At 62.7% G+C, this 24280-nt stretch carries 21 protein-coding genes and 2 tRNA genes; 13 read left to right on the top strand and 10 right to left on the bottom strand.

Annotated elements, in window-relative coordinates:
• Positions 1-2: 2 nt before the first annotated feature.
• Positions 3-2411, bottom strand: coding sequence for an aminopeptidase N (gene pepN, locus R0V12_RS03460; RefSeq protein WP_320072845.1), 2409 nt, complete (start codon positions 2409-2411; stop codon positions 3-5).
• 82 nt (positions 2412-2493) lie between these two features.
• On the opposite strand from pepN, the gene R0V12_RS03455 reads away from it, so the two are divergent.
• Positions 2494-3111: a mycothiol-dependent nitroreductase Rv2466c family protein gene (locus R0V12_RS03455; RefSeq protein WP_070362020.1), complete on the top strand. Its 618-nt coding sequence runs from the start codon at positions 2494-2496 to the stop codon at positions 3109-3111.
• A gap of 21 nt (positions 3112-3132) precedes the next feature.
• Positions 3133-3597 (top strand): ribose-5-phosphate isomerase, encoded by a 465-nt coding sequence (locus tag R0V12_RS03450; RefSeq protein ID WP_070362021.1) that lies wholly within the window; start codon positions 3133-3135, stop codon positions 3595-3597.
• Here R0V12_RS03450 and R0V12_RS03445 read toward each other — a convergent pair.
• From R0V12_RS03445 to R0V12_RS03425, 5 genes are read right to left on the bottom strand one after another with little or no spacing between them, the layout of a single operon-like run.
• A complete protein-coding gene (locus R0V12_RS03445) occupies positions 3594-4427 on the bottom strand; it encodes an aldo/keto reductase (protein ID WP_070362022.1) in 834 nt (277 codons plus the stop codon). The genes R0V12_RS03450 and R0V12_RS03445 overlap by 4 nt on opposite strands.
• 10 nt (positions 4428-4437) lie before the next feature.
• Positions 4438-5892, bottom strand: coding sequence for a cytochrome b/b6 domain-containing protein (locus tag R0V12_RS03440; RefSeq protein ID WP_320072844.1), 1455 nt, complete (start codon positions 5890-5892; stop codon positions 4438-4440).
• On the bottom strand, positions 5892-6872 hold the full coding sequence (locus R0V12_RS03435) for an electron transfer flavoprotein subunit alpha/FixB family protein (protein ID WP_320072843.1): 981 nt from the start codon (positions 6870-6872) through the stop codon (positions 5892-5894). Before R0V12_RS03435 ends, R0V12_RS03440 begins: the two co-directional genes overlap by 1 nt.
• A 23-nt stretch (positions 6873-6895) precedes the next feature.
• Positions 6896-7675, bottom strand: a complete 780-nt coding sequence (locus R0V12_RS03430; protein ID WP_320072842.1) for an electron transfer flavoprotein subunit beta/FixA family protein — start codon at positions 7673-7675, stop codon at positions 6896-6898.
• 59 nt (positions 7676-7734) lie between these two features.
• Entirely contained in the window at positions 7735-8544 is an 810-nt protein-coding gene (locus tag R0V12_RS03425; protein WP_070478417.1) for a hypothetical protein, read from the bottom strand.
• 152 nt (positions 8545-8696) lie between these two features.
• Between R0V12_RS03425 and R0V12_RS03420 the strand changes: the two genes are divergently transcribed.
• The 6 genes from R0V12_RS03420 (at position 8697) to R0V12_RS03395 (ending at position 13324) form a co-directional block, all read left to right on the top strand.
• A tRNA-Gly gene (locus R0V12_RS03420) sits at positions 8697-8771 on the top strand.
• 149 nt (positions 8772-8920) lie between these two features.
• Positions 8921-8994, top strand: a tRNA-Pro gene (locus R0V12_RS03415).
• 77 nt (positions 8995-9071) lie between these two features.
• On the top strand, positions 9072-10424 hold the full coding sequence (gene tig / locus R0V12_RS03410) for a trigger factor (RefSeq protein WP_071573559.1): 1353 nt from the start codon (positions 9072-9074) through the stop codon (positions 10422-10424).
• 191 nt (positions 10425-10615) lie between these two features.
• Complete coding sequence (locus R0V12_RS03405) at positions 10616-11197, top strand: ATP-dependent Clp protease proteolytic subunit (RefSeq protein WP_070362027.1); 582 nt, start codon at positions 10616-10618, stop codon at positions 11195-11197.
• A 20-nt stretch (positions 11198-11217) separates the two neighbouring features.
• Positions 11218-11838 (top strand): ATP-dependent Clp protease proteolytic subunit, encoded by a 621-nt coding sequence (locus tag R0V12_RS03400; protein WP_070362028.1) that lies wholly within the window; start codon positions 11218-11220, stop codon positions 11836-11838.
• Between the two features lie 190 nt (positions 11839-12028).
• Complete coding sequence (locus R0V12_RS03395) at positions 12029-13324, top strand: MFS transporter (RefSeq protein WP_320072841.1); 1296 nt, start codon at positions 12029-12031, stop codon at positions 13322-13324.
• Here R0V12_RS03395 and R0V12_RS03390 read toward each other — a convergent pair.
• Together R0V12_RS03390 and R0V12_RS03385 are read right to left on the bottom strand one after the other, a co-directional pair.
• On the bottom strand, positions 13321-13908 hold the full coding sequence (locus R0V12_RS03390) for a hypothetical protein (protein WP_176754779.1): 588 nt from the start codon (positions 13906-13908) through the stop codon (positions 13321-13323). The genes R0V12_RS03395 and R0V12_RS03390 overlap by 4 nt on opposite strands.
• A gap of 49 nt (positions 13909-13957) precedes the next feature.
• Positions 13958-14728, bottom strand: a complete 771-nt coding sequence (locus tag R0V12_RS03385) for an alpha/beta fold hydrolase (RefSeq protein WP_070363448.1) — start codon at positions 14726-14728, stop codon at positions 13958-13960.
• A 126-nt stretch (positions 14729-14854) separates the two neighbouring features.
• Here R0V12_RS03385 and clpX point away from each other — a divergent pair, with 126 nt between their 5' ends.
• A complete protein-coding gene (clpX, locus tag R0V12_RS03380) occupies positions 14855-16132 on the top strand; it encodes an ATP-dependent Clp protease ATP-binding subunit ClpX (RefSeq protein ID WP_320072840.1) in 1278 nt (425 codons plus the stop codon).
• A gap of 16 nt (positions 16133-16148) precedes the next feature.
• Here the strand turns inward: clpX and R0V12_RS03375 are convergent, their stop codons facing one another.
• Positions 16149-16946, bottom strand: a complete 798-nt coding sequence (locus R0V12_RS03375; RefSeq protein WP_288857884.1) for a TetR/AcrR family transcriptional regulator — start codon at positions 16944-16946, stop codon at positions 16149-16151.
• A gap of 193 nt (positions 16947-17139) precedes the next feature.
• Here R0V12_RS03375 and R0V12_RS03370 point away from each other — a divergent pair, with 193 nt between their 5' ends.
• Genes R0V12_RS03370 through R0V12_RS03355 form a run of 4 tightly spaced genes read left to right on the top strand, consistent with a single transcriptional unit; the run spans position 17140 to position 22805 of the window.
• Positions 17140-18126: a malate dehydrogenase gene (locus R0V12_RS03370; RefSeq protein ID WP_256000909.1), complete on the top strand. Its 987-nt coding sequence runs from the start codon at positions 17140-17142 to the stop codon at positions 18124-18126.
• Positions 18127-18168: 42 nt separating this feature from the next.
• Entirely contained in the window at positions 18169-20877 is a 2709-nt protein-coding gene (locus tag R0V12_RS03365) for a valine--tRNA ligase (RefSeq protein ID WP_070975228.1), read from the top strand.
• Positions 20878-22374 carry a bifunctional tetrahydrofolate synthase/dihydrofolate synthase gene (gene folC, locus R0V12_RS03360; RefSeq protein ID WP_320072839.1) on the top strand — a complete coding sequence of 499 codons (1497 nt, stop codon included), beginning with the start codon at positions 20878-20880 and terminating at the stop codon, positions 22372-22374. It abuts the gene before it with no gap.
• On the top strand, positions 22371-22805 hold the full coding sequence (locus tag R0V12_RS03355; protein ID WP_320072838.1) for a DUF4233 domain-containing protein: 435 nt from the start codon (positions 22371-22373) through the stop codon (positions 22803-22805). The genes folC and R0V12_RS03355 overlap by 4 nt, the downstream gene beginning before the upstream one ends.
• On the opposite strand, the gene R0V12_RS03350 is transcribed toward R0V12_RS03355, so the two are convergent.
• Positions 22802-24268, bottom strand: a complete 1467-nt coding sequence (locus R0V12_RS03350; RefSeq protein ID WP_320072837.1) for an AMP-binding protein — start codon at positions 24266-24268, stop codon at positions 22802-22804. The two genes, R0V12_RS03355 and R0V12_RS03350, sit on opposite strands and share 4 nt — an antisense overlap.
• Between the last annotated feature and the right edge of the window lie 12 nt (positions 24269-24280).

The following is a 24280-nucleotide window of genomic DNA, read 5'->3' as shown; positions in this document are numbered from 1 at the left end:
CTCTAGCGCAGCGTTTTCGCTGCGCCTTCCGCGCCTGCGTCACCAACACGGTTGCGCAGCGCGCGCTCCACGCGGGCCTTACCCTCCGAAACGATGCGGCGCAGGCCCGCCGGAATGTCCTCCCGCGCAAGGAGCGCCTCGGCGCGCTCGACTGTAGCAATCGAAATATCCCACAGCGGGAACAGGCCCTCGAGCGTGTTCTGAGCCATCTCGTTGGTCAGTTTGTCCCACAGCTCTGGCGCGATCTCGAAGTAGCGCTCGGCCAAGCCGTCCATGCCTTCGGAGGTGAAGGTGAGGCCGTCGATAAGGAAGCGCACCTCAAGGTTTGTGCGTGTACCGCTGACGATCTCATCCCACGCCCACTGTTTGTTCGTGACGGCGTCGATGCGCAGGCGCGACAGCGCACCCTCGGAGGACGGATCCTCCTCGTTCTTGGCGGTCTTGGCCAGCATGGCGCCGCCTGCGACAAGGTTCGTGAGCACGAGCCAGCGAATCTCCTGGTTATCCAGCGACTGTAGGAGTTCGTGGAAGTACGTCGTGTTCTGCTTCGAAGGCTGCAGGCGGGCGAGCGCGCGCTGGTAGATACCTGCAGGCTCCTGGCCGCGGAATGCCTCGCTGAGCATGTAGAAGCCGGTGCGCTGCCAGGACCATGCCACGTACTGCTTGACCGCCAGCGTCGCCTGCGCGAGGAGGCGCTCCTGCACACTCGGTTGGTCTTCGAGGCGGCTGAAGTTGGCCACGGCCATCACAAACTTGCGCGCTGGCAGCAGCGTGTCGCGGACGGCCTCCCACAGGGATGACCAGCACAGGGTGCGCGCAAGTGGGTCCTCAATCTGCCCGATGTGCTCCAGCACGAACTCAGTGTGTTCCGGCGTGAGGCGCATCTTGCAGTACGTGAGGTCTTCGTCGTTGACCAGCGCGAGGTCGTGGTCGATGCCGACGAGCTCGGGAACCTCAGTGCGAGCCCCCTCGATGTCCACCTTTACGTGGTGGGTGCGCACGACCTTGTCGCCGTCAAGCTTGTACAGCCCGATGCCGACCCGGTGGGTGCGCAGCACATCGGATTCCTGCACGACTGCGAAGGAATCCTCAGTGATTTCGGGGCGAAGGGTGGACACACCGGTGGTGCGCAGCCACTGCTGGGACCACTCGCTCAAATCGCGGCCCGACGACTTCTCCAACGCGCCCAGAAGATCGTCGAAGGAAGCGTTGCTGAACTTGTGGTTGTTGAAGTGATCGCGCACGCCCGCGAAGAACTCGTCGCGGCCAACGTATGCCTGCAGCTGCTTCAGCACGGACGCGCCCTTGGCGTAGGTGATCCCGTCGAAGTTCTGCTCGGCGGTCTCGATGTCCGGGGCGTCAGCGGCGATTGGGTGGGTCGTCGGCAGCTGATCTTGCTGGTAGGCCCATGCCTTCTCGACGGCCGCGAACGTCGTCCACGCATTCGGGTACTCGCCGATCTCGGTCTGGGCAATGGCTGCGGACCAGGTCGCGAAGGACTCGTTGAGCCACAAGTCGTCCCACCACTGCATCGTGACGAGGTCGCCGAACCACATGTGCGCCATCTCGTGCAGGATCGTGTCGTTGCGGCGCTCGAGGCGATACGGGGTTGGCTCGGAAGTAAAGACGTACTCATCGCGGAACGTCACCGCGCCGGCGTTCTCCATTGCGCCCATGTTGTACTCGGGGCAGAAAATCTGGTCGTACTTGCCGAACGGGTACGCAATCGCAAAATTCTTGTGGTAGTACGCGAAGCCGTCTTTCGTCTGGCGGAACAAGCGTTCCGCGTCGAGGTGCTCCATGAGTGAGGCGCGGGCAAAGATGCGAAGCGGGATACGCTTCAGATCGTCGACGTACTCGTCTTCGACGAACTCGTACTCGCCGGCGCAGATTGCCACCAGGTACGTCGACAGTGGGTAATCAATGGTGCAGGACCACACGTTGCCCTCACGGGTCGCCTCCTCGTTGAGCACGACCGTGTAGGAAGTCGGTGCGTCGACGGAAAGCTTGTACGTGGCCTTGATGTCCGGCTGGTCGAAGCAAGCAAACACCTTCATCGCCATCGCGGGCTCGAACTGGGTGTAGAGGTAATCCTTGTCGTCCACCGGGTCGACGAACTTGTGCAGGCCTTCACCAGTGTGGTTGTAGGTAATGGTGGCGTCGACAACTAACGTGTGCTCGCCCTCGGTGAGCGTGAGGGTGCGGCCGTCGACGGGGCGGCCGTCGAGCGTTGCGGAGAACTCGTCGGCGACCAGGTCGAAGAACGTCTCACCTGCGCCCGAGCGGAACGTGACCGTGGTGGTCGACGTGAACTGCTCTGCTCCGTTGACATCGAGCGCAATATCGTAATGGACATCTGAGATAAGTTGTGCGCGAAGTTGTGCGTCGCTGCGCTTGAGGTTTGTCTTCATGTCCTCCAACATACTCGCCGTACCTGTGTGTTTTTCGCTATGGTGGCTGCATAATTTCCGGAACGAATGGAGGAATGATTCTGTGACTGCACCAGTTACCTTTTGGTTCGACGTAAGCTGCCCATTTTGCTGGCTCACTTCGCGTTGGATGAAGGAAGTAGAAAAGGTCCGCGACATCACGGTCGAGTGGGTGCCGATGTCACTGTCCATTCTTAACGACGGCCGCGACATCCCCGCCGACTACGCCAAGATGATGGAGGCCAACTGGGGTCCCGCGCGCGTGTTCGCAGCGGTGAAGCGCGACCACCCAGAGAAGATCGACGCGCTCTACACCGCGATGGGCACCGCCATTCACGCCGGGGAGCAGGGCGGCAAGAAGGGCTACGGCGCCTACGACGAGATCATCGCGGCAGCACTCGAAGAGGTAGGTCTCGACGCCAGCTACGCCGACCTTGCCAACACCAACGAGATGGACGAGCTGCTCGGCACCTACCACCAGGGTGCGATGGACGCCGTCGGTGACGAGGTGGGCACCCCGGTGGTCAAGCTCGGAGACACCGCATTCTTTGGGCCGGTCATCACCCGCGTCCCAACGGGTGAGGAGGCAGGCAAGCTTTTCGACGCCTCCCTGGCACTGAGCGAATACCCCTACTTCTTCGAACTGAAGCGTTCCCGCACGGAACCGCCGCAGGTGAGCTAGCAGGAAGGTAGGGTAGAGCGCATGCGAATTTACCTTGGGGCAGATCATGCCGGTTTCGAACGAAAGAATCAGATTAAGGCCCACCTGGAAAAGCAGGGCCACGAAGTCATCGACTGTGGTGCGCACGAGTATGACGCCCTCGACGACTACCCGGCGTTTTGCATCGCCGCAGCTGAGCGGACGGTAGCGGACGAAGGCTCCCTCGGCATCGTGCTGGGCGGCTCCGGCAACGGCGAGCAGATCGCCGCGAACAAGGTGAAGGGCGCTCGCTGCGCCTTGGCGTGGTCTGAGGAGACCGCGCGCCTGGCACGCGAGCACAACAACGCGCAGCTCATCGGTATCGGTGGGCGCATGCACACCGAGGAAGAAGCGCTGAAGATCGTCGACGCGTTCATTGGTCAGGAGTGGAGCAACGAGGAGCGCCACCAGCGCCGCATCGACATCCTGTCCAAGTACGAGGAGACGGGCGAAGCCCCGGCTATCTAGCCCAGTTCTTCGTAGTCCGCGGGGTGCGGGCCGTGGCGCCCGAACTCCTCCTCATCGAGCGCGACGATGGCGGACATTTCTTCGGGGCTGAGCGTGAAGTCGAAAATGTCCATGTTTTCACGCATCCGCTCCGCGGACGTGGTCTTGGGGAACACGATCACGTCGTTTTGTAGATGCCAGCGCAGCACCACCTGCGCTGGCGTTTTGCCGTGTGCCTCGGCGGCGTCAGTAATTTCGGGGAAGTCCGTGAGGTCGTAGGCGCCGCCACCGAGCGGAGCCCAGCCCTCGATGGCGATATTGTGCACACGCATCGCGTCGAGCTCTTTCCAGTTCTGGAACAGCGGGTGCAGCTCAACCTGGTTGACCACGGGGGTGACGTCGGTGTGCATCTCAATCTGCTCAATGTGCTCTGGCAGGAAGTTTGAGACGCCGATGGAGGTCGTGAGTTTAGCCTCGCGGAGTCCAATGAGGGATTTCCACGCATCCACGTATGCGCCCTGTCCGGGCAGAGGCCAGTGAATGAGGTAAAGATCCACGTGGTCAAGCCCGAGTTTCTCCAGTGACTCCTCGAGCGCCGCCGGGGCATCGTGGTGGCGGTTGTTCCACAGCTTCGTGGTGATGTACAGCTCCTCGCGCGGGATCCCCGACTTCGCGATTGCCTTGCCGACGCCCTCTTCGTTCCCATAAATGTGGGCGGTGTCGAAGTGCCTGTAGCCTGCCTCCAGCGCTTCGCTGACCAACCGCTCGGCCTCCTGCGGATCTACGCGGTGGAGGCCGTAGCCGAGTTGAGGGATTGATGTGCCGTCGTGAAGCGCAAACATGGGTACCATGCGCTTTACTTTAGCGGCTTGTCACCTTGCCAGTCGCTTGCGCCACCGGGGCTACCAGCGCGGGGCGAGCCAGCCTGCACACCACCGCGATCACGGCTGCCGCAACGAGGAACAGGATGACGCCAGTCCAGCTCGTGCCGTACACGTCTGGGTCGACGTCGCCGGAGGCAGCGAACATCGCGTTCATGTTCCTGCGCAGACCCGTGGTGAGCACCAGGAAGACGTGCACCACGGTGAACAGGACGAAGAACAGCATGGTGGGGAAGTGAATGGTGCGTGCAGTCTTCAGCGAGAAGAAAGTCCAGGACTTCGGCCACCACTCGCTCATGCGAGCGCCGGAGAGGATCGCCAGCGGCGCGGCGAGGAACACCACCGCGAAGTACGACAGCTCTTGCAGCGCGTTGTAGTGCACCCACGGGTTTTCCGTCGGCCAGTCCAGGCTGAGGTACTGGATCCCCGCGGAGACCGCTTGCGGGATGACCTCCCAGCTCGTGGGCACGATGCGCATCCACTGACCGGTGGCGAACAGCACGATGTAGAACGCCACGCCGAGTGCCACCCAGAGCACGTCAATGGTGAGGTGCAGCCACAGGGTAAGAGAAATCTTCTTCTTGGGGTTTGTGCGCGGCGCCCAATAGGCTTCGGGTTTGCGTTCGTGGCGCACGGTTATACCAGTCTTGATGATGAGCGCCATAAGCAGCATGTTGAAGAAGTGCGACCACCCCAACCATGCCGGCAGCCCGACAGGTGCGCCTTCGGGCAGCGGCTGCTGGCCGGTGTAGCGCTCGATGAAGCTGCTGCCCGTCGGGGTGCCGACGAACCAGCGCGCCACCAGGACCGCGACTACGAACGCAGCGAGCAGGGCCGCGCCACCAATCGCCCACCAGCGACGCGATGGAGTTTGAGTCGGCGCAGGCACGGGCTGTGCCGCCGGCTCCGGCCGCTCGGGCTGTGCTAGCTGCGGCGTGGACTCGACTGCTGGTACCGGTACCAGTTCCGGTGCCTGTTCTGCAGCCTTCGCCGCTGCGCCGTAGAGCGGAGGAACCGCCACAGCGGGGTCCTCTGGGACGTCGACACTGGCGACAGGCGGGAACGGGCCAGCCCCGGCAGTACGCGGAAGGCCCTGACGCACGGCGACCGTGGTGAGCGGGCCAGCTGGTTGCTCTTCCGCGGGCTGTTCGGCGGCAGTGCGTTCTGCAGCCGCTGGAAACACCTGCTGCACGGCAGGGTCCGCAGCGACTGCGACCGAGTCTGTAGGAGGCCATGGCTGGCCGTTCGGGGTACGAGGCAGGCCGCGACGGAGGGGCGTCGATACGCCTTCGGGTTGCGCTGGGGCCGGAGCCGCTTGAGCGCCGACCAGATCGCCGGTCACGGCCGGATCGGGTTCGAGCGCGACCTCATCAACTGGTGGCCACGGCTGGCCGCTCGCTACGCGGGGCAGGCCACGACGAAGGTGCACCTGCATTACTCGGACGCCTCCGTGCCGCGGCGAGCTGCGATCTGCTCGATGAGTTCCGGCACCACGTCGAAGAGATCGCCAATGATGCCGAAGTCCGCGATATCGAACAGCGGAGCGTCCTCATCGTTGTTGATCGCGATGATGGTGTCGGCTGTCTGCATGCCCACGAGGTGCTGCACAGCGCCAGAAATGCCGATGCCGATGTAGAGCTTCGGGCTGACCACGATGCCGGTCTGCCCAATCTGGGCGTCGTGGCTGATTTGGTCCTCGTCCGCAGCGGAGCGGGTCGCGCCGACTGCGGCGCCGAGCTCGTCGGCAAGCCCGCCCACGAGCTGCTCGAACATGTCCGCGTCACCCAAAGCAACGCCTCCTGCAACCACGCGATCGGCGGTGAGCAGCTCCGGGCGCGTCGAGGTGCGCACCACCGGCGTCACCGAAGTCACCGTCGCGGCGCGTGTCCCGGAGGCAGTGACGTCCAACTCGTGAACCTCGGGCGCGGTGGCGTCCGCACGGCGATCGATCGCGCCGATGCGCACCGTAATAATTGGCGCCGAGTGGGTCGCTGCAGCGGTTGCGGTGTAGGCGCCGCCGTAGTTCTCGTGGTCCGTCACAATGCCCTGGTCGTCGCGGCGGACATCAATCGCGTCGGTGAGCAGGGCCTTGCCCTTGCGCACGGCCAGGCGCGACGCGACGTCGCGGCCGCGGACGGAGTGGGCGAGGATCACAGCTGCCGGGTCGGTGGCGTTGAACGCGGCCTCGGCGGCGTCGACAAGAGGGACTGCCTGCTGCTGCGCGTCAACGTTAGTGGTCAGCACCACGGCTGCGCCGAGCTCGCCGAGCGCTTCGGCGTGTGCTGGGTTGGTGGTCAGTACAACCGGGGTACCCAGAGGCGCGGCTGCGCCGATGAGTTCGGCGGCGGTGGAGTCGAGCTGGTCGTCGTGCGTCGCGTCGAGCACGACCAAAACTGTGCGGGGAGAGGTTGCCATGTCAGTATCCTTCGTTCGGCGGGTTAGATGTAGTGCTTCTCTGCAAGGAAGTCGACCAGCTGGCCCACAGCGTTCGGGCCGTAGTCAATGATCTCGCCACGCTCACGCGCAGGACGCTTTTCGACGTCCACCATGATCGCCCGCGGCCGTGCAAAATCCTCCGCGTCGACACCGAGCTCCGCCAGCGTCAGCGTGTGCAGTTCCTTCTTCTTTGCCGCCATCAGACCCTTGAAGTTCGGGAAGCGGGCATCCGGGTACTCGTCCGAGACCGCGACCAGCGCCGGGAGCTGCGCCTCCAGGGTGAGCGTGGCGTGATCGCTGACCTGCGTCGCAGTCACCATGTCGTTGTTGAGCGTGACCTCGGTCGCGTTGGCGATGGCGGGCCAGCCGAGCATCTCTGCGAGCAGTCCAGCCATGACGCCGCCACCGCCGTCAGAGGACGCGGTACCGAGCACAACCAGGTCGTAGTCCTTGTTGCGCAGTGCCGCCGCGAGCACTTCTGCCGTCAGTGTCACGTCCGCGCCGAGGAGGGCGTCGTCGGCAATGATGTAGGCATCATCCGCGCCCATCGCAATGCCCTTGCGCACGCTGGCATGCGCTGTTTCTGGCCCTACCGTAATGAGGTCGATGATGGTTTCCTCGTCGCCGCGGGCCTCTTTCAGCCGCATCGCGGCTTCGACGGCGCGTTCGCAGACCTCGTCAGCGACGACATCACCGGAGCGATCGGTCAGGCCGGTTTCCAGATTCAGGTCGCGGTCGCCGTACGTATCCGGGACTTCCTTGAGCAACACTGCAATGTTCACGAAACGCTCCTTCAGCGGTGGGGTGCTAAACGGTAGGCATTCTAGCGCACTGGCCTGGACTAAAAGTCAAATCCCCCGAAGTCGAAGCCACCACCATCCCCAAAGAGGCCGCCGTCACCGAACAGGCCCTCGCCGCCGGCGTCGCCCATGTCGCCCATCTCCCCGGCATCGCCGATGTCTCCAGCATCTCCCATATCGCCGAAGTCGCCTGCGCCGGCGTCCCCGAAGTCACCCGCTGCGAAGGCCTCAGGCGATGGCGTGCCGGCCATACCTGCGAACATCGCGGAGTAGAACATCATCGAACTTGCAGCCCACATGCCGGTCATCATCGCTGGAGCCCACCAGGCGGTGGAGTACCAGCCAGCCGGTACTGGGCGGCCGGCGACAACGCCGCCAGGGTAGTAGTTCGGGGTGCGTTCAGAAGCGTACGGGGATGCGGTGACGGTGGTGCCGTCTTCCTGGCGGATCGTTCGCTCTTCGGTCACCCGGCCCGCGCGACGCTGGCCTTCCAGTTCCGGAAGCTCTGGGCCCGCGGGCATGCCCATGATTTCGCGTGCTGCGTTGACATAGTGCAGCCCCTCCAGGGCAGATTCGCGAGCGAGCATAGCCTGCTTCGGTGTGGTCGCCTGGCCCAGCGCGCCACTTGCTGCGTTGTAGCGTTCAGAGGCGTCGGCCATCGCCTGGGTCGAAGCGGCGTCGGTGCCGGAAATAGTAAGGACTTGCGAGCCAAGTCGCTCTGTCCAGCGGCGTGCGTCCGCAATCGCATCCTCGAGCTGGAGCTGTTCGCGCTGGTTGGTCGCGCCATTCTGGCGGCTCTTTATCAGGTACACCGCGGCGCCAACGATAGCGAGGATCAAAATGAGGTTCATAGTGAGGGAAAGCTCCTTCGGAATCGGCCACAAATTATTAGTACTTACAACGTGCAACGCACGTGGTCGGGAGAAAGTTCCACGCTAAGCGGGTGGTTTTGTCTCAAAGTGGGCGGTGGGTTACACTTGCGCCCATCACCTTTTGGTGAAGTGGGAATGTCGTATAGTGGCTAATACCTCAGCCTTCCAAGCTGAAGACGCGGGTTCGATTCCCGTCATTCCCTCCAAATGTTAGAGCAGAAGACGCGGTTGCACGAGATGTGTAGCCGCGTTTTTGTTTCTGTGAATATAGCCCAAAAGTAGTGTTGAACTGTCGATTTGCGTATTGCTCTGGGGCATGGTTATAGTTGCCAACGTCGCAATGAGCAATCATTCGCGGGGCGTGGCGCAGTTTGGTAGCGCACCTGCTTTGGGAGCAGGGGGTCGCAGGTTCAAATCCTGTCGCCCCGACATCAACAAGCCCGCTAGAAATAGCGGGCTTGTTTACATATCCGTACAATTTACCCGATTAATTACAGGAGTAATCCGTGAAGACTTCCGTCGACAAGCTCAGTGAGACTCGTGTCAAGTTGGACGTCAGCGTTCCTTTCGATGAGCTCGGCAAGGAAATCGACCAGGCGTACAAGTCAATTGCGCAGCAGGTCAACATTCCTGGCTTCCGTCGCGGTAAGGCTCCTCGCCAGCTGATCGACGCCCGCTTTGGCCGTGGCCCGATCCTGGAGCAGGTTGTCAACGACATGCTGCCAACCCGCTACGAGAAGGCTGTCCTGGAAAATGGCCTGAACCCGATCGGTCAGCCAGAGATCAACATCACCAAGATCGAGGACAACGACGTCGTCGAGTTCACCGCTGAGGTCGACGTTCGCCCAGAGATTACTGTCCCTGACTTCTCCAAGATTGACGTCACTGTTCCGGCCCTCGAGGTCAGCGACGAGGACGTCGACAAGGAGATCGACCAGCTCCGCGAGCGCTTCGGCGAGCTCAAGGACACCAAGCGCAAGATGAAGACCGACGACTTCGCAGTCATCGACCTGCACGCTGAGGTTGACGGCGAGAAGGTCGAGGAGGCTTCCACTGAGGGCCTGACCTACCAGATCGGCTCGGACGACCTGATCAAGGGCCTCGACACCGCGCTGCGCGGCATGAAGACCGGCGAGGACAACGAGTTCACGGCGACGATTGAGTTCGGCGAGCACAAGGGCAAGGAAGCCACCATCAAGGTGCACGTCCAGCAGTCGAAGGAGCGCAAGCTTCCTGACTTTGACGACGAGTTCGCTCAGATGGCCTCCGAGTTCGACACCGCTGAGGAGCTGCGCGAATCCACCAAGGAGCAGCTCGCTGAGGACAAGAAGACCCAGCAGGCAGCTGACATCCGTGACGAGGTGCTGAAGGCAGCGCTCGAGGAGACCAAGTTCGAGCTTCCGAAGTCCATCGTCGAGGAGCAGGAGCACAACATGCTCCACCAGATGCTCGGCCAGCTGGCGCACGACGAGGCTGCTGTCGCACAGTTCCTCGAGGCACAGGGCATGACCCGCGAGGAGTTCGACAAGAAGAACCACGAGCAGGCTGAGTCCGCTGTCCGTACCCAGCTGTTCCTGGACGCTGTTGCTGACCAGGAGGAGCCTGAGGTTTCCCAGCAGGAGATGACCGACCACATCCTGTTCACCGCGCAGTCCTACGGCATGGATCCGAACCAGTTCGTGGCGCAGCTGCAGCAGGCAGGCCAGATCGGTAACCTCTTCGCAGACGTTCGCCGCGGCAAGGCACTCGCTACCGCGATCTGCCGCGTGTCCGTGAAGGACGACAAGGGCGAGACCGTCGACCCGAACGAATACTTCGGTGAGGTTGAAGAGGAAGAAGCAGAGGCTTCCGAAGACTAAATCGTGAGTTGAAACGCCCCGGCGATGCGCACGCGTTGCGCCTACGCCGGGGCGTTTCGCCATTCACTACGGGTTCACAACGTACGTGTACGCCATCAGCGAACAACCCCGTGCAAAGTGGACTATCGGAGTAGGGTGGTGGCATTGTTGACGCTACATAAAAGAGTTTGAACCACGAAGGAGCCATTTTTATGACATCCCCATCGCAGGGCATGAACTTGGGTGATTCTGTCTATGAGCGCCTGCTGCGCGAGCGCATTATTTTCTTGGGCCAGCAGGTTGACGACGAAATTGCGAACAAGCTGTGCGCGCAGATCTTGCTGCTGTCCGCGGAGGATCCAACTCGCGACATCTCGCTGTACATTAACTCCCCGGGTGGTTCCGTGACTGCCGGCATGGCGATTTATGACACGATGAAGTACTCGCCGTGCGATATTGCTACGTACGGCATGGGCTTGGCGGCGTCGATGGGGCAGTTCCTGCTTTCCGGCGGCACGAAAGGCAAGCGTTACGCGCTTCCGCACGCTCGGATTATGATGCACCAGCCGTCCGCAGGCGTTGGCGGTACTGCTGCCGACATTGCTATTCAGGCTGAGCAGTTCGCTGCGACGAAGCGCGAGATGGCCCAGCTTATCGCTGAGCATACCGGCCAGACTTTTGAGCAGATTACGAAGGATTCCGACCGTGACCGTTGGTTCACGGCCCAAGAGGCGATGGAGTACGGCATCGTGGACCACGTTATTGAGAGCGCTCAGGGCTCGATCAGCAACTAAGTAGACAGGAGAATTTACGTATGTCTTTCCAAATGCCTTCCTCCCGCTACGTGCTGCCACAGTTCTTGGAGGAGACTTCCTTCGGCACGAAGCAGATCGACCCATACGGCAAGCTTTTCGAGGAGCGCATCGTCTTCCTGGGCACCCAGGTCGATGACACTTCCGCGAATGACATCATGGCGCAGCTGCTGGTGCTGGAGTCTCAGGACCCGGACCGCGACATCACGATGTACATTAACTCGCCGGGTGGCTCGTTTACCGCGCTGATGGCGATTTACGACACGATGCAGTACGTCCGCCCGGACGTGCAAACGGTGTGCCTCGGCCAGGCTGCGTCTGCTGCGGCGGTCATCCTTGCCGCTGGTGCGCCGGGGAAGCGCGCTGCGCTGCCGAACTCGCGGGTGCTGATCCACCAGCCCGCGACGCAGGGTACCCAGGGCCAGGTTTCTGACCTTGAGATCCAGGCCAATGAGATCGAGCGCATGCGCCGCCTGATGGAGGACACACTCGCGCACCACACCGGTCGCACTGCGGAGCAGGTCCGCATCGATACGGATCGCGACAAGATCCTTACCGCGCAGGAAGCTGTCGAGTACGGCATCATCGACCAGGTCTTTGATTACCGCAAGCTGAACGGCTAACTTCTGATCGCTTTTCGACGCCACCAAGGGTAACCGGGTGGCGTCTTTTTGTGTGCTTGACCAAGCGTGAATAAAAGGGCGCGAATAGACAGACCGTGCGGTACATTCTTCACACATCTGCGAAAACACGACACGTGAAGATAAAGGAAAGAGCGCGGTGGATATTAGAACCTCCATTAACACTCGGCCGATGAGTCCGTACCAGTGGCTGATCATTGCCGTCATTACCTATTTGAACGCCCTTGACGGCTATGACCTCGTCGCAACCGCATTTGCGGCGCCGCACCTGGCGGAGGAGTTCGCGATCAGCTCGTCGCTGCTGGGCTGGGTACTGTCGGCAGCGCTGCTCGGCGTTGGTGTCGGCGCGGCGGTCTTTGGGCCTGCGGGGGATCGATGGGGGCGTCGAAACGTGATTCTTGTGGCGCTGCTGATTGACACCGTGGGCCTGCTCCTGTCGGGCTTCGCGGGGAGTACCGCGGCGTTTATCGCGTGGCGCTTCGTCACTGGTGTGGGCGTGGGCGGCGTGCTCGCGTGCGTGACCGTGCTGGTCAGTGAGTATTCTAACGACCGGTTCCGTGGGCTGGCGATGGCGGTCTACGCGTCGGGGTACGGCGTTGGAGCGACGCTGTGCGGCGTGCTGGCGTCCAAGGTTGTGGAGAGCCACGGCTGGCACTGGATCTTCTTCGTGGGCGCGGCTCTGTCTGCCGTGGCGCTGGTGCTTGCAACGGCGTTGCTGCCGGAGTCGGTGGACGTGCTCGCAAGCCGTGGTGACGCTGCGCGCGTTGAGCGTATCGCACGCCGTATTGGACACGGGGGAGCAGTGGTTCCGGCCCAGACGAGCGCCCCGGCTTCCGCCTCGGGTGCCCTGCGCGCAATCGTCTCCCCAGCATGGCTGTCGACGACTGTACGGATCTGGATTGCATTCTCGCTGATCAGCTTTGGTTTTGCCTTTGCTAATTCCTGGACGCCCAAGTTGCTCAACGAACTGGGACTGTCCGCGCAGCAGGGTATTTTCGGCGGCATCATGATCGCGTTCGGCGGCACGATCGGCTCGCTGATCTTCGGAGTGATTACCACGCGTGTTGACGCCCGCGTGCTGCTCATCGCCTTCGCCATCGGTGGCGCGGGCGCGTTGGTGGCCTTCATCTTCTCCGCGGGCGCGTCGTTCGTGGCGTTCCCGCTGGGCGTACTGGTTGGTATGTTGCTGAACGCGTGCGTTACCGGCATGTACACCGTGACCCCGGCGTCCTACCCGACGCACTTGCGGGCGACCGGCGTTGGAGTGGCGTTGGCTGTGGGGCGAGTTGGTTCGGTCTGCGGACCACTGCTCATCGGCTACCTCGCCGAGGCCGGGCTGGGGCCACGTGGACTCTACATCGTTGCGGCAGGCGTGTTCGTGCTGAGTGCGGTCGCCCTGGTAGGGCTGCGAGCGCCGGCCGCGAAGCCGGTCGTCGTCAAGAAGCCAGCGGAGGTGCTGCAGGCTTAAGGGCAGTACGGGACCGCGTCGCGCACCGCGGCCGGTGCGGAGGTGAAGTCCTTACGGTCCCAGCAGGCGTTGCCTTCGTGCTCGCCGACGGGGTCAACGGATGCCCAAGAGTTGCCGTTGGAAGCCCAGAAGTACTCCTGGCCGTTCGGCATCACGGTGCGGGCCCAGTCGCCGTCGCAGAAGGTGCTGTATTCGTCGCTCGCTGACTGCTGGCCCTGCTTCGGCCACGCGCACGTCGCGCCGTTCTGTGGGGCGGGCTCGGCAGGCTGTACCGGCGCGGGCTCGTCGCTGTCATCATCGCTAGAGGAGGCAGAAGAGCTCGACTTTTTCGAAGAACTCGAGGAGCTAGACGAGCTTGAGCTCTTCTTCGACGTGCTCGTCGATGTCTTCGTCGAGGTGGACGTCTCGGTCTCGGTCGCGTCCTCGTCATCATCGTCGGGCGCCGGGCTTGTCGACGTCTCCTTCGCCGGGAACGAGATCTCAGGCTCCGCCAAACGATCCTCCGGCGACGAGTTACACCCGGCCAACAGCGTCGTGCACGTCAAGAGTGCGGCAAGCACAAGTTTGGGCCGGGTGTTCATCACTAGGGGATCCTTTCTGACAGACTTCTGCGTCTAGCGTAGCCGACAAATCTTAGCCCAAAAACTTCAGCAGCGCTTCATTGAACGGAGCAGGGTTCTCGATGGGCACCTGGTGCGAGCCCGGCTCAATGACCACAGACTCCACGGGGCCTGCGACGCCGTCGGCGATTTCGGCCAGTTTGTCCGGGCCGGTACCGGCGTCGCCGGTGGCCGCGATGGTCAGCACTGGGCAGGTGATCTGATCCAGGTGGGAAGCGAAGTCCCACTTTGCCAAGGCATCGCCGTTTTGGGCGTAACCCTCGGGGTCGATGGCGCTGACCATGTCGTGGATGCGCTCGACTTCCCCTGGGTGGGCGTCGATAAATGCTGGGGTGAACCAGTTAGGAATGAGCATGTCGGCGATGGGGCCCATGCCTTCCTCCCGTGCGATGCGCGTGCGCTCGTCCCACTGCTCATTGCCACCGAGGTAAGTCGCGGTGCAAGCGAAGACTGCCTTCTCCACGCGCCCGCTGTACGCCGCAAGATACTGCGCAATGGCGCCGCCGAGGGAGAGGCCGACAACGCTGAAGCGGTCGACCCCCTCGCGGTTGAGTGCGCTCAAGATATCCTGCGCAAGCAGCTTCACGGTTGCGGAGCTGGGAGCCACCTGGGCGACGTCGGAGCCGCCGTGCCCGCGATGATCGACCGCGATGACACGGTGGTGCTTCGCCAGTTCAGGAATCTGCTTCGACCAGGATTCGTGCGTCGTCGCGATGGAGGAGAGGAGCACCACGGTGCTGGTGTTGTCTTTATTGCCGTATTCCACAGTATGTATATGCGTCATGCGCTCCATTGTGCCCTTGATCGCCACAATGCGCGACAACGTGCGAGAGTGTGTGAGTTTGACGTACCCGCTAAGCTCTAAGGTCAACCCTTAGGCGAGACGAAGAAGCTGGAGTCCAACGCATCTATGGCAACATCCCAAAACACCTCAAACCTGTTGAAGTGCTCCTTTTGCGGCAAGACGCAGAAGCAGGTTCGCAAGCTTATTGCCGGTGGCGGAGTCTACATTTGTGACGAGTGCATCGAACTGTGCAACGAAATCATCGAGGAAGAACTCGGCGGGGCGCAGGCTGAGCAGGATGAGGCTGCGGATCGGCTGCCGAAGCCAAGTGAGATCACCAAGTTTTTGGACCAGTACGTCATCGGGCAGGACTCGGCGAAGCGCACGCTCGCGGTGGCGGTGTACAACCACTACAAACGCATCCGGGCGGAGTCGGAGAATGTAACGAACCGCAAGCGTGATGAGGAAGTGGAGATCGCGAAGTCGAATATCTTGCTGCTGGGGCCGACGGGCTCCGGCAAGACGTACCTCGCGCAGTCGCTTGCCAGGATGCTCAACGTGCCATTCGCAATTGCCGACGCCACCAGTCTCACCGAGGCGGGGTACGTCGGAGAGGACGTCGAAAACATCTTGCTGAAGTTGCTGCAGGCCGCGGACTTCGACGTTAACCGGGCGCAGCACGGCATCATCTACGTCGACGAGGTAGACAAGATCTCCCGCAAGTCCGAGAACCCCTCGATTACCCGCGACGTGTCCGGCGAAGGCGTGCAGCAGGCACTGCTGAAAATCCTGGAGGGCACGGTCGCGTCCGTGCCGCCGCAGGGCGGGCGCAAGCACCCGAACCAGGAGTTCATCCAGATTGATACCACGAACATCCTGTTCATCGTCGCCGGTGCGTTCGCGGGCCTGGATAAGGTGATTGCGGAGCGCGTGGGCAAGAAGGGCATCGGATTCGGGGCGGAGATCGACTCGAAGCAGGAGCGCGACGAAGCCAACATGCTGGCGCAGGTGCAGCCGGGTGACCTGGTGAAGTTCGGCCTCATCCCTGAGTTCATTGGGCGCCTGCCGATCATCGCGAACGTGGAGAACCTCGACCGCGACGCCATGGTGCGCGTACTCACCGAGCCGAAGAACTCACTGGTGAAGCAGTACAGCCGCCTCTTTTCGATGGACGGCGCCCAGCTCACGCTCACCGATGATGCCCTCGAGGAGATCGCGGACCGCGCTGCCGAGCGCAACACCGGCGCCCGTGGCCTGCGCGCCATCATGGAGGAAGTGCTCGTGCCCATCATGTACGACCTGCCCGACCGCGAGAACGTCAGCGAAGTCGTTATCAACGGCGACGTGGTGCGGGGCGCTGCAGAGCCGCAGTTCGTGGAAGCTGAAGGGCAGCGCTCGGCCTAAGGCTGCCGAGTCGCAGTTAGTAGATGTCGTAGAGGTCGTCGCTGGTGCCGGTGCCTTCGCTGTCCGGCAGGGGAGTGGCCTCGAGGTAGCTTTCGTAGCCCGAAGGCGCGATGTTGGATGTCAAAAACGCCAGCACGGTATCAATAACCATGCGCCGCATCCCTTCGACGTTCCGCGGCTCGTCGAGGTCGAGGTGGCTCGTAATTATCGACGCCGCGTTGCCCGATACCCGCAGCGTGCTCAGCGCCGTGAGCAGCGCGAGTACGTCATCGGCGGAGATCCCCGGCCGGAAGGCGCCGGCGTCCTGGCCCACGAGCAGGAGGCGCTCGACGTGCAGCGTGATCTCGCTGCGGCCGTGCACAATGTCCGCCGAGGCGTCCTCGAGGACCGGCTCGAGCCGCTCACGAATGAGCAGCTGAACTGCCTCAGGGTTGTCCTGGAAGGAGTGGAACATGCTGTCTACGAAGCGGCGCATGCCGTCAACTGGGACTGCGTAGGAGCGCTGCAGGATCTCTTCGGGTGGAGCCAGGCGGTCGAGCGCGCGCCTGATCGTTTTTGCGTAGAGGCCCTTTTTGTCGCTGAAGTGGTAATGGATCATCCTTTTCGACATGCCGGTTTCCTTCGCGATGGCACCCAGCTTTGTTTGGGAGAAGCCACCGCGGGCGAACATGTCGAGGGCGATGTCGACGACACTGTCGATTTCTGCGTTGATATCTGGTTCAGGTGCTTTGATACTCGCCGAGGTGGGGTCGGTGGGGAAATCCATCGTTGTATCCGCTCCTGAATTACTACGCATGCGTGAATGTTGGCTCATTGGTGACATCTACTTTTCTCTATGATGCCCCCATTTGAGAATTTGCACCGTGCAAAACGGGAATTTGTCTGCCTTACTATGCCTTTTAGACCTAAAAGGGGGAGGGTATGCACGATTTCGGGGGTAGCGTGTCGGTTGAGCTACCTATACTTTGAATGTCAGATACCGCACACTATTGACCCGAGGTTTTTCTATGACACACCATTCTTCCACTCCCGTTAAAGTCGTTGTCACCGGCGCAGCAGGCAACATCGCGTACTCCCTGCTGTGGCGTATTGCCTCCGGCGACGTCTTCGGTGCGGATCAGCCGGTCGAGCTGACGCTGCTCGAGATCCCGGCAGCTGTCCGCGCGGCGGAGGGTACCGCGATGGAGCTGCACGACTCTGCCTTCCCGCTCGTGACTGGTATCAACGTTTCCGATGACCAGTTCAAGGCATTCGAGGGCGCAAACGCCGCGTTCCTGGTTGGCGCGAAGCCACGCGGTAAGGGTGAGTCCCGCGCGGACATGCTTACCGCGAACGGCAAGATCTTCGTCGAGCAGGGCAAGGCCATCAACGCTGGCGCTGCGGACGATATCCGGGTGCTCGTCGTGGGTAACCCTGCGAATACGAACGCGCGTATCGCTGCGAAGGCCGCGGCGGATGTCCCTGCCGAGCGCTTCAACGCCTTGATGCGACTGGACCAGAATCGTGCACTGTCCATGCTGGGCCAGAAGCTGGAGGTGCCGTCGTCGACAATTGAAAAGATGGTGGTGTGGGGCAACCACTCGGATACTCAGTTCCCGGATGTGACCTTCGCTGAGGTCGGCGGCGAGAAGATTGCCGACAAGCTGGACCGCGATTGGTACGTCGACGAGTTCATCCCGCGCGTTGCCAAGCGCGGTGGCGAAATCATCGAGGTTCGTGGTAAGTCCTCGGCGGCCTCGGCTGCGTCTGCGGCAGTTGACCACATGCGTGACTGGGTCAACGGCACCGACGGCAAGTGGACGACGGCAGCGCTGCCTTCCACCGGCCAGTACGGTGTCGAGGAGGGGCTGCTTTTCGGCTTCCCGGTGATTGGCCGCGATGGCAAGTGGGAGGTCGTCGAGGGGCTGGAGATCAGCGACTTCCAGCGTGAGCGCATCGACAAGAACGTCGAAGCGATGCGCGGCGAGTGGGAGATTGCCTCCAAGCTTTTCTAACCGGTCGCGCCTACCGGAGGTTGATGGCTAAGATAGTCAACCGTGACTGACGCGACTGAACATTTGGTAGGCAAGAACCGAGCCGATGCGCTCCCGAAGTCTTGGGAGCCCGGCGAACACGAGCAGGCTTTGTACGAGGGCTGGGTGGAGAAGGGATACTTCACCGCTGACGCTTCCTCGGACAAGCCTGCTTATTCTGTGGTGCTGCCCCCGCCGAATGTGACGGGGCAGCTGCACATGGGCCACGCCCTGGACCACACGCTCATTGATGTTATGGTGCGCCGCAAGCGCATGCAGGGCTACGAGGTGTTGTGGTTGCCGGGTATGGACCACGCGGGCATCGCTACGCAGACGAAGGTCGAGGCGAAGCTGAAGGCCGAGGAAGGCAAGGACCGCTACGACTATGGCCGCGAAGAGTTCGTGGACAAGGTATGGGAGTGGAAGCACCAGTACGGCGGCACCATCACCACGCAGATGCGGGCTATCGGTGACTCCGTGGACTGGTCGCGCGAGCGCTTCACTCTTGACGACGGCCTCTCGCGCGCAGTGCAGACGATCTTTAAGCAGCTGTATGACGCCGGAATGATCTACCGCGACTACCGCCTGGTGAACTGGTCGCCGGTGCTGGAGACCGCGGTGTCCGACATTGAGGTCGTTTATAAGGATGTTGAGGGCGAGTTCGTCTCCATCCGATACGGCTCGCTCAACGACGACGAGCCACACCTGGTCGTTGCCACGACCCGTGTTGAGACCATGCTGGGCGACGTCGCCATTGCCGTCCACCCAGACGACGAGCGCTACACGGACCTGGTTGGCCAGGAGTTTGACCACCCGTTCCGCGATGACCTGAAGATTCAGGTGATCGCCGACGATTACGTCGATATGGAGTTGGGGACCGGCGCGGTGAAGATCACGCCTGCGCACGACCCGAACGACTACGAGATGGGCTTGCGCCACAACCTGGACATGCCGATCATCATGGACGAGACCGGCCACATTGCCGATACCGGCACCAAGTTCGACGGTATGAGCCGCGAAGAGGCGCGCGTGGCGGTGCGCGAGGCGCTGGCGGAGCAGGGGCGCATCGTCAAGGAGGTGCGCCCGTACGTGCACTCGGTGGGCCACTCGGAGCGCTCCGGTGAACCGATTGAGCCACGCCTGAGCCTGCAGTGGTTCGTCAAGGTTGAAGAGCTGGCGAAGATGTCCGGCGATGCGATCCGCAACGGCGATACGAAGATTCACCCGGCATCGATGGAGAAGCGCTACTTCGACTGGGTGGACAACATGCACGACTGGACGATTTCGCGCCAGCTGTGGTGGGGCCACCGCATCCCGATTTGGTACGGCCCGAACGACGAAGTGGTCTGCGTCGGCCCTGACGAGGAGCCGCCGGCTGGTTACACCCAGGACCCGGACGTGTTGGATACCTGGTTCTCCTCTGCGCTGTGGCCGTTCTCGACGCTCGGCTGGCCAGAGAAGACCCCGGACCTGGAGAAGTTCTACCCGACGTCCGTGCTGGTCACCGCGTATGACATTTTGTTCTTCTGGGTTGCCCGCATGATGATGTTCGGCACTTTTGCTGGAAAGAACACCCCAGAGATCCTCGGCGAGGGGGTTGACGGCCGTCCGATCATCCCGTTCACGGACCTGTACCTGCACGGCCTGGTGCGCGACGAGAAGGGCCGCAAGATGTCGAAGTCCCTGGGCAACGGCATCGACCCAATGGATTGGGTCGAGCGCTACGGCGCTGACGCGCTGCGCTTCGCCCTTGCGCGCGGCGCGAACCCGGGCGTGGACTTGCCGATCGGTGAGGACAACGCCACGTCCGCGCGTAACTTTGCCACCAAGCTGTACAACGCGACCCGCTTCGCTCTGATGAACGGCGCAGCGGTTGGTCCGCTGCCGGCCCGCGAGGAGCTGACGGACGCCGACCGCTGGATCCTGGACCGCGCGGAAGAAGTCCGCGCGAAGGTCGACGCCTACTTGGACGACTACCAGTTCGCGAAGGCAAACGAGGACCTGTACCACTTCGCGTGGGATGAGCTGTGTGACTGGTACCTGGAGATCGCAAAGACCCAGATCCCGCGCGAGGGCGAGACTGCGCAGGGTCGCAACACGCAGATCGTGCTCGGCCGCGTGCTCGACGTGGTGCTGCGCCTGCTGCACCCGACCATGCCGTTCATCACCGAGGTCCTGTGGACCGCGTTGACGCAGCAGCCTTCGGTGACACAGGCGCCTTGGCCGACTGCGGAGGACACCAATGGTGGCGTCGAAACGGATGATGTGGCGCGCCGCAGGATCCAGGATGCGATCAAGCTGATTACTGAGCTGCGTCGTTTCCGCGCTGACCAGGGTGTGAAGCCGAACCAGAAGGTGCCGGCGAAGCTTGACTTTGCCAAGGCGGACCTGGCTGGGCTAGAAAACGTTATCCGCGATATCGCGCGGGTGGAGACGCCTGCTGAGGGCTTTGCGGCGTCGGCAAGCATTGAGATGCGCCTGAGCCAGGCGACGCTCGACGTGGCGCTGGACACCTCCGGCACCGTCGACGTTGCGGCCGAGCGCAAGCGCCTGGAGAAGGAACTCGCGGCGGCGGAGAAGGAGCTCGATACCACTGGCCGTCAGCTTGGCAACGAGCAGTTCCTGGCGAACGCGCCGGAGCAGGTCGTTGAGAAGATCAAGGTGCGCCAGCAGGTTGCGAAGGAAGAGTTCGCACGTGTGACGGCGCGCCTGGCGCAGCTGCCGGAGGCGTAGATGGCTGACAATGCTGACCTGCCTGAGCTTCCGGAGCTTCCCGAGCAGTTCGATATCTCCGTCGAGGAGTCCGGGCTGCGCCTGAACCTGGGCGCGCCGCAGGCGGAGGAGACAGAAGACGTCGTCGCGCGCGAGGTCACGCCTGAGGACCTCGCGGCATTGCGTGAGGTCCAGCAGGAGCTCGAGGAGCGCTGGGGTGAGACGCAGATCGACCCGACGCTCGAGCGCGTCGAGTACGTCATGGACCTGCTGGGTTCCCCGCAGCGTTCGTTCAAAGCGATTCACGTCGCGGGGACGAACGGGAAGACGTCGACAACCCGGATGATCGAGTCGCTGCTGCGCAGCCTCGGGCACCGGGTGGGGCGCACGACGAGCCCGCATCTGCAGTTGATCACCGAGCGCATCGGGATCGACGGCCAACCAATCCACCCCGCGGACTTTGTGCGCATTTACGAAGAGATTCAGCCGTACCTCGCGATGGCTGACGACCACTTCGGTCAGCCACTGAGCTTCTTCGAAGCCATGGTGTGTATCGCCTACGCCGCGTTTGCCGACGCCCCGGTGGACATCGCCGTGGTGGAAGTCGGCATGGGTGGCCGCTGGGACGCAACCAACGTGATCGACGCGGACGTGAACGTCATCATGCCGATCGGCATCGACCACACGCAGTACCTCGGCGACACCATCGAGCAGATCGCGGGCGAGAAGGCCGGCATCATCACGAATCCGGACTCTGTCACGGTCATCGCCGACCAGCAGCCGGAGGCCATGCGTGTGGTGCTGGAGCAGACCGTCCAGGTCGGTAGCGCCGTCGCGCGCCTCGGCTCCGAGTTCGGCGTTGAGGAAGCCGGAGTGGCCGTCGGAGGCCAGCAGCTACGGCTGCGCGGGCTCGCCGGCAGCTACGACGACATCTTCCTGCCGCTGTCCGGCCCACACCAGGCCCGCAACGCGGCCGTCGCGCTCGCGGCGGTCGAGGCATTCCACGGTGCACACGCCGAGCACCCGCTCAACATCGAGGCGGTGCGGGAAGGCTTTGCGGCGGTCCGCTCTCCGGGCAGGCTCGAGCGAGTGCGCGCCACACCCACCACGTTTATCGACGCCACCCACAACCCACACGGCGCAACCGCCCTCGCAGAGGCACTGCAGCACGACTTCGACTTCACCCGACTCATCGGCGTGCTGGGCATCCTCGGTGACAAGGACGCCGCTGGCATTTTCCAGGCGCTAGAGCCGGCGCTCACGGAAGTCGTGATTACGCAGAACTCCTCGCCACGCGCAATGGAAGCCGAAGACCTTGCCGAGATCGCCCGCTCCATCTTCGGCGATGAGCGCGTGCACGTGCAGCCGCACCTGCCGTCCGCCTACGAGCTGGCTGTTGAGCTTGCCGAGGACGCCCTTGCGGAAGTCGGCGTGCAGTCCGGCTCCGGTGTGATCATCACCGGCTCTGTCGTGACCGCGGGGGAGGCCCGCACCATGTTTGGAAAGGACCCAGAGTGAGCAGAGAAAAACGCCAACCGCCGATTAGCCCGCTCGGGCTCGGGCACGAGCCGGTCAAGGACCCAATCGCAGGACTGCGCGGAGTGCTCTCCGGCACGCTGATCATGGAATCGATCACCGTGCTGCTCATCCTGCTCGTGATTCTTAAAGTCGACGGTGGCGCCTACTGGACCACGTTCAACTGGGTCTACATCACGGTCATCGGCGTTGCGCACGCGGTGATGGCGTTCGCGCAGAAGTTTCCGGGCGCGATGTGGATTAACTTGGCCCTGCAGGTGCCGCTCATCTTTGGGTTCTTCGTGCACTGGTCGGTCACGGTGGTTGGCCTGATGTTCGGCCTGGTGTGGTTCTTCATCGTGAAGCTGCGCTCCGACATTGTGCAGCGCATGCGTGGCGGCTACCTGACCACGCAGCACCTGGACGCCGACTAGAGTTCGCGCCGCAGAGTTTTCCCCGCCGCGTTGCGGGGGATGTGATCCGTGAAGGTGACTTCACGGATCTTTTTGTATCCGGCCACGCGCTCGGCAACCCACTCCATGATTTCCTCGCGGCTCAACGTAGCGCCGTCGGCGACGACGATGCAGGCGCGCGGGACCTCGCAATCGACGCCGTGGGTGCGCACGATATGGCGGACGACGGCGGCGTCGGCAACCGCGGGGTGGGTGCGTAGCAGTGCCTCAAGCTCGGCGGGGGCGACGTGGAAGCCCTTGTACTTAAGTACTTCTTTCGCCCGGTCGACGATGTAGACGGTGCCGTCCTCAGCCAGCGTGACGATATCCCCGGTGTGCAGCCACCCACCAGTGATCGTTGCCTGAGTTGCCTCAGGGTCGTTGCGGTAGCCCCGCATCACCTGCGGGCCCCGGATGAGCATCTCACCGGGTTTGCCGGGGGCGACGTCGTGGCCGTCGCGAAGGTCGATGATGCGGAACTGCGTGTTCGGCACCGCGAACCCAATCGAACCCGGCTTCGACCTCCCAGCGATGCCCACGTGGGTCACCGGGGACGTCTCCGTGGTGCCGTAGCCCTGCAGGATCACCGTGCCGAGCCGCTGCTCAACGCTGTCCGCCAACGCAGCATCCAGCGGGGCGGCACCGCACACCATGAACCGGGAGTCCGCGAACGCCTCCGCGGTCGCCTCCGGGTGGCGGGAGAGCGCAAGCGCGATGGGTGGCGCAATAAAGCCCAACTCAATACGGTGCTTGCGCTGCGCCTCAATGAATACGTTCAAGTCAAACGCCGCCATCGTGTGAATATGGTGGCGCGCGTAGAGCGACGACAGCAGCAGCGTGTTCAGCCCGTAGATGTGGGCGAACGGCAGCGGCGCCAGTGTCGGGGTGCCCGCGCCGATACCGCTTGCGCGAAGCGCGGCCGAAAACTGCAGCATGTTCGCGCACAGGTTGCGGTGGGTCAGCTCGACGGCCTTCGGCAGGCCGGTGGTACCGGAGGAAAACGCAACCGCGGCAATATCTTCCGGCCCGGCTGGGGAGGCGCTGTGCTCGGCAGGTTCGGTGGGGGCGATGGGGGCGTCGAGAAGAACTTTGGCCTCGGCGAGCGCGCAGAGGTGGTCACGTTCGGCCGCGGTGAGACTCGTCCCCAACAAGCTTGCCGACGCCCCCACCTGCACCAACGCGAGGAAAGTGACGGCGAAGTCGATGCCGTTGGGCAGCTGCACTGCGACGCAATCCCCGGGACCGATGCCGCGGCTGCGCAACGTGGCGGCGAGCGCCAGCACCTCCTGGTGAAGCTGCGCATAGGTCACTCTTCGCCCCGTCTCGACCTCCGTGAGCGCCGGCGCCGACGCATGCTCGCCGAGGTTGCCGAAGAGCAGATCGGTGATGGAGCGCGCTCGCGTGCCGACGTCCGGAATTGGCGGCAGGGGACTCTCATATGTCATGGAGCAAACTTT

Source organism: Corynebacterium sp. UMB2355A (genome assembly GCF_033877495.1).
Taxonomy (GTDB): domain Bacteria; phylum Actinomycetota; class Actinomycetes; order Mycobacteriales; family Mycobacteriaceae; genus Corynebacterium; species Corynebacterium pseudogenitalium.
Note: the sequence above shows the minus strand (reverse complement) of the source record. Positions and strands in the feature narration are given on the sequence as shown.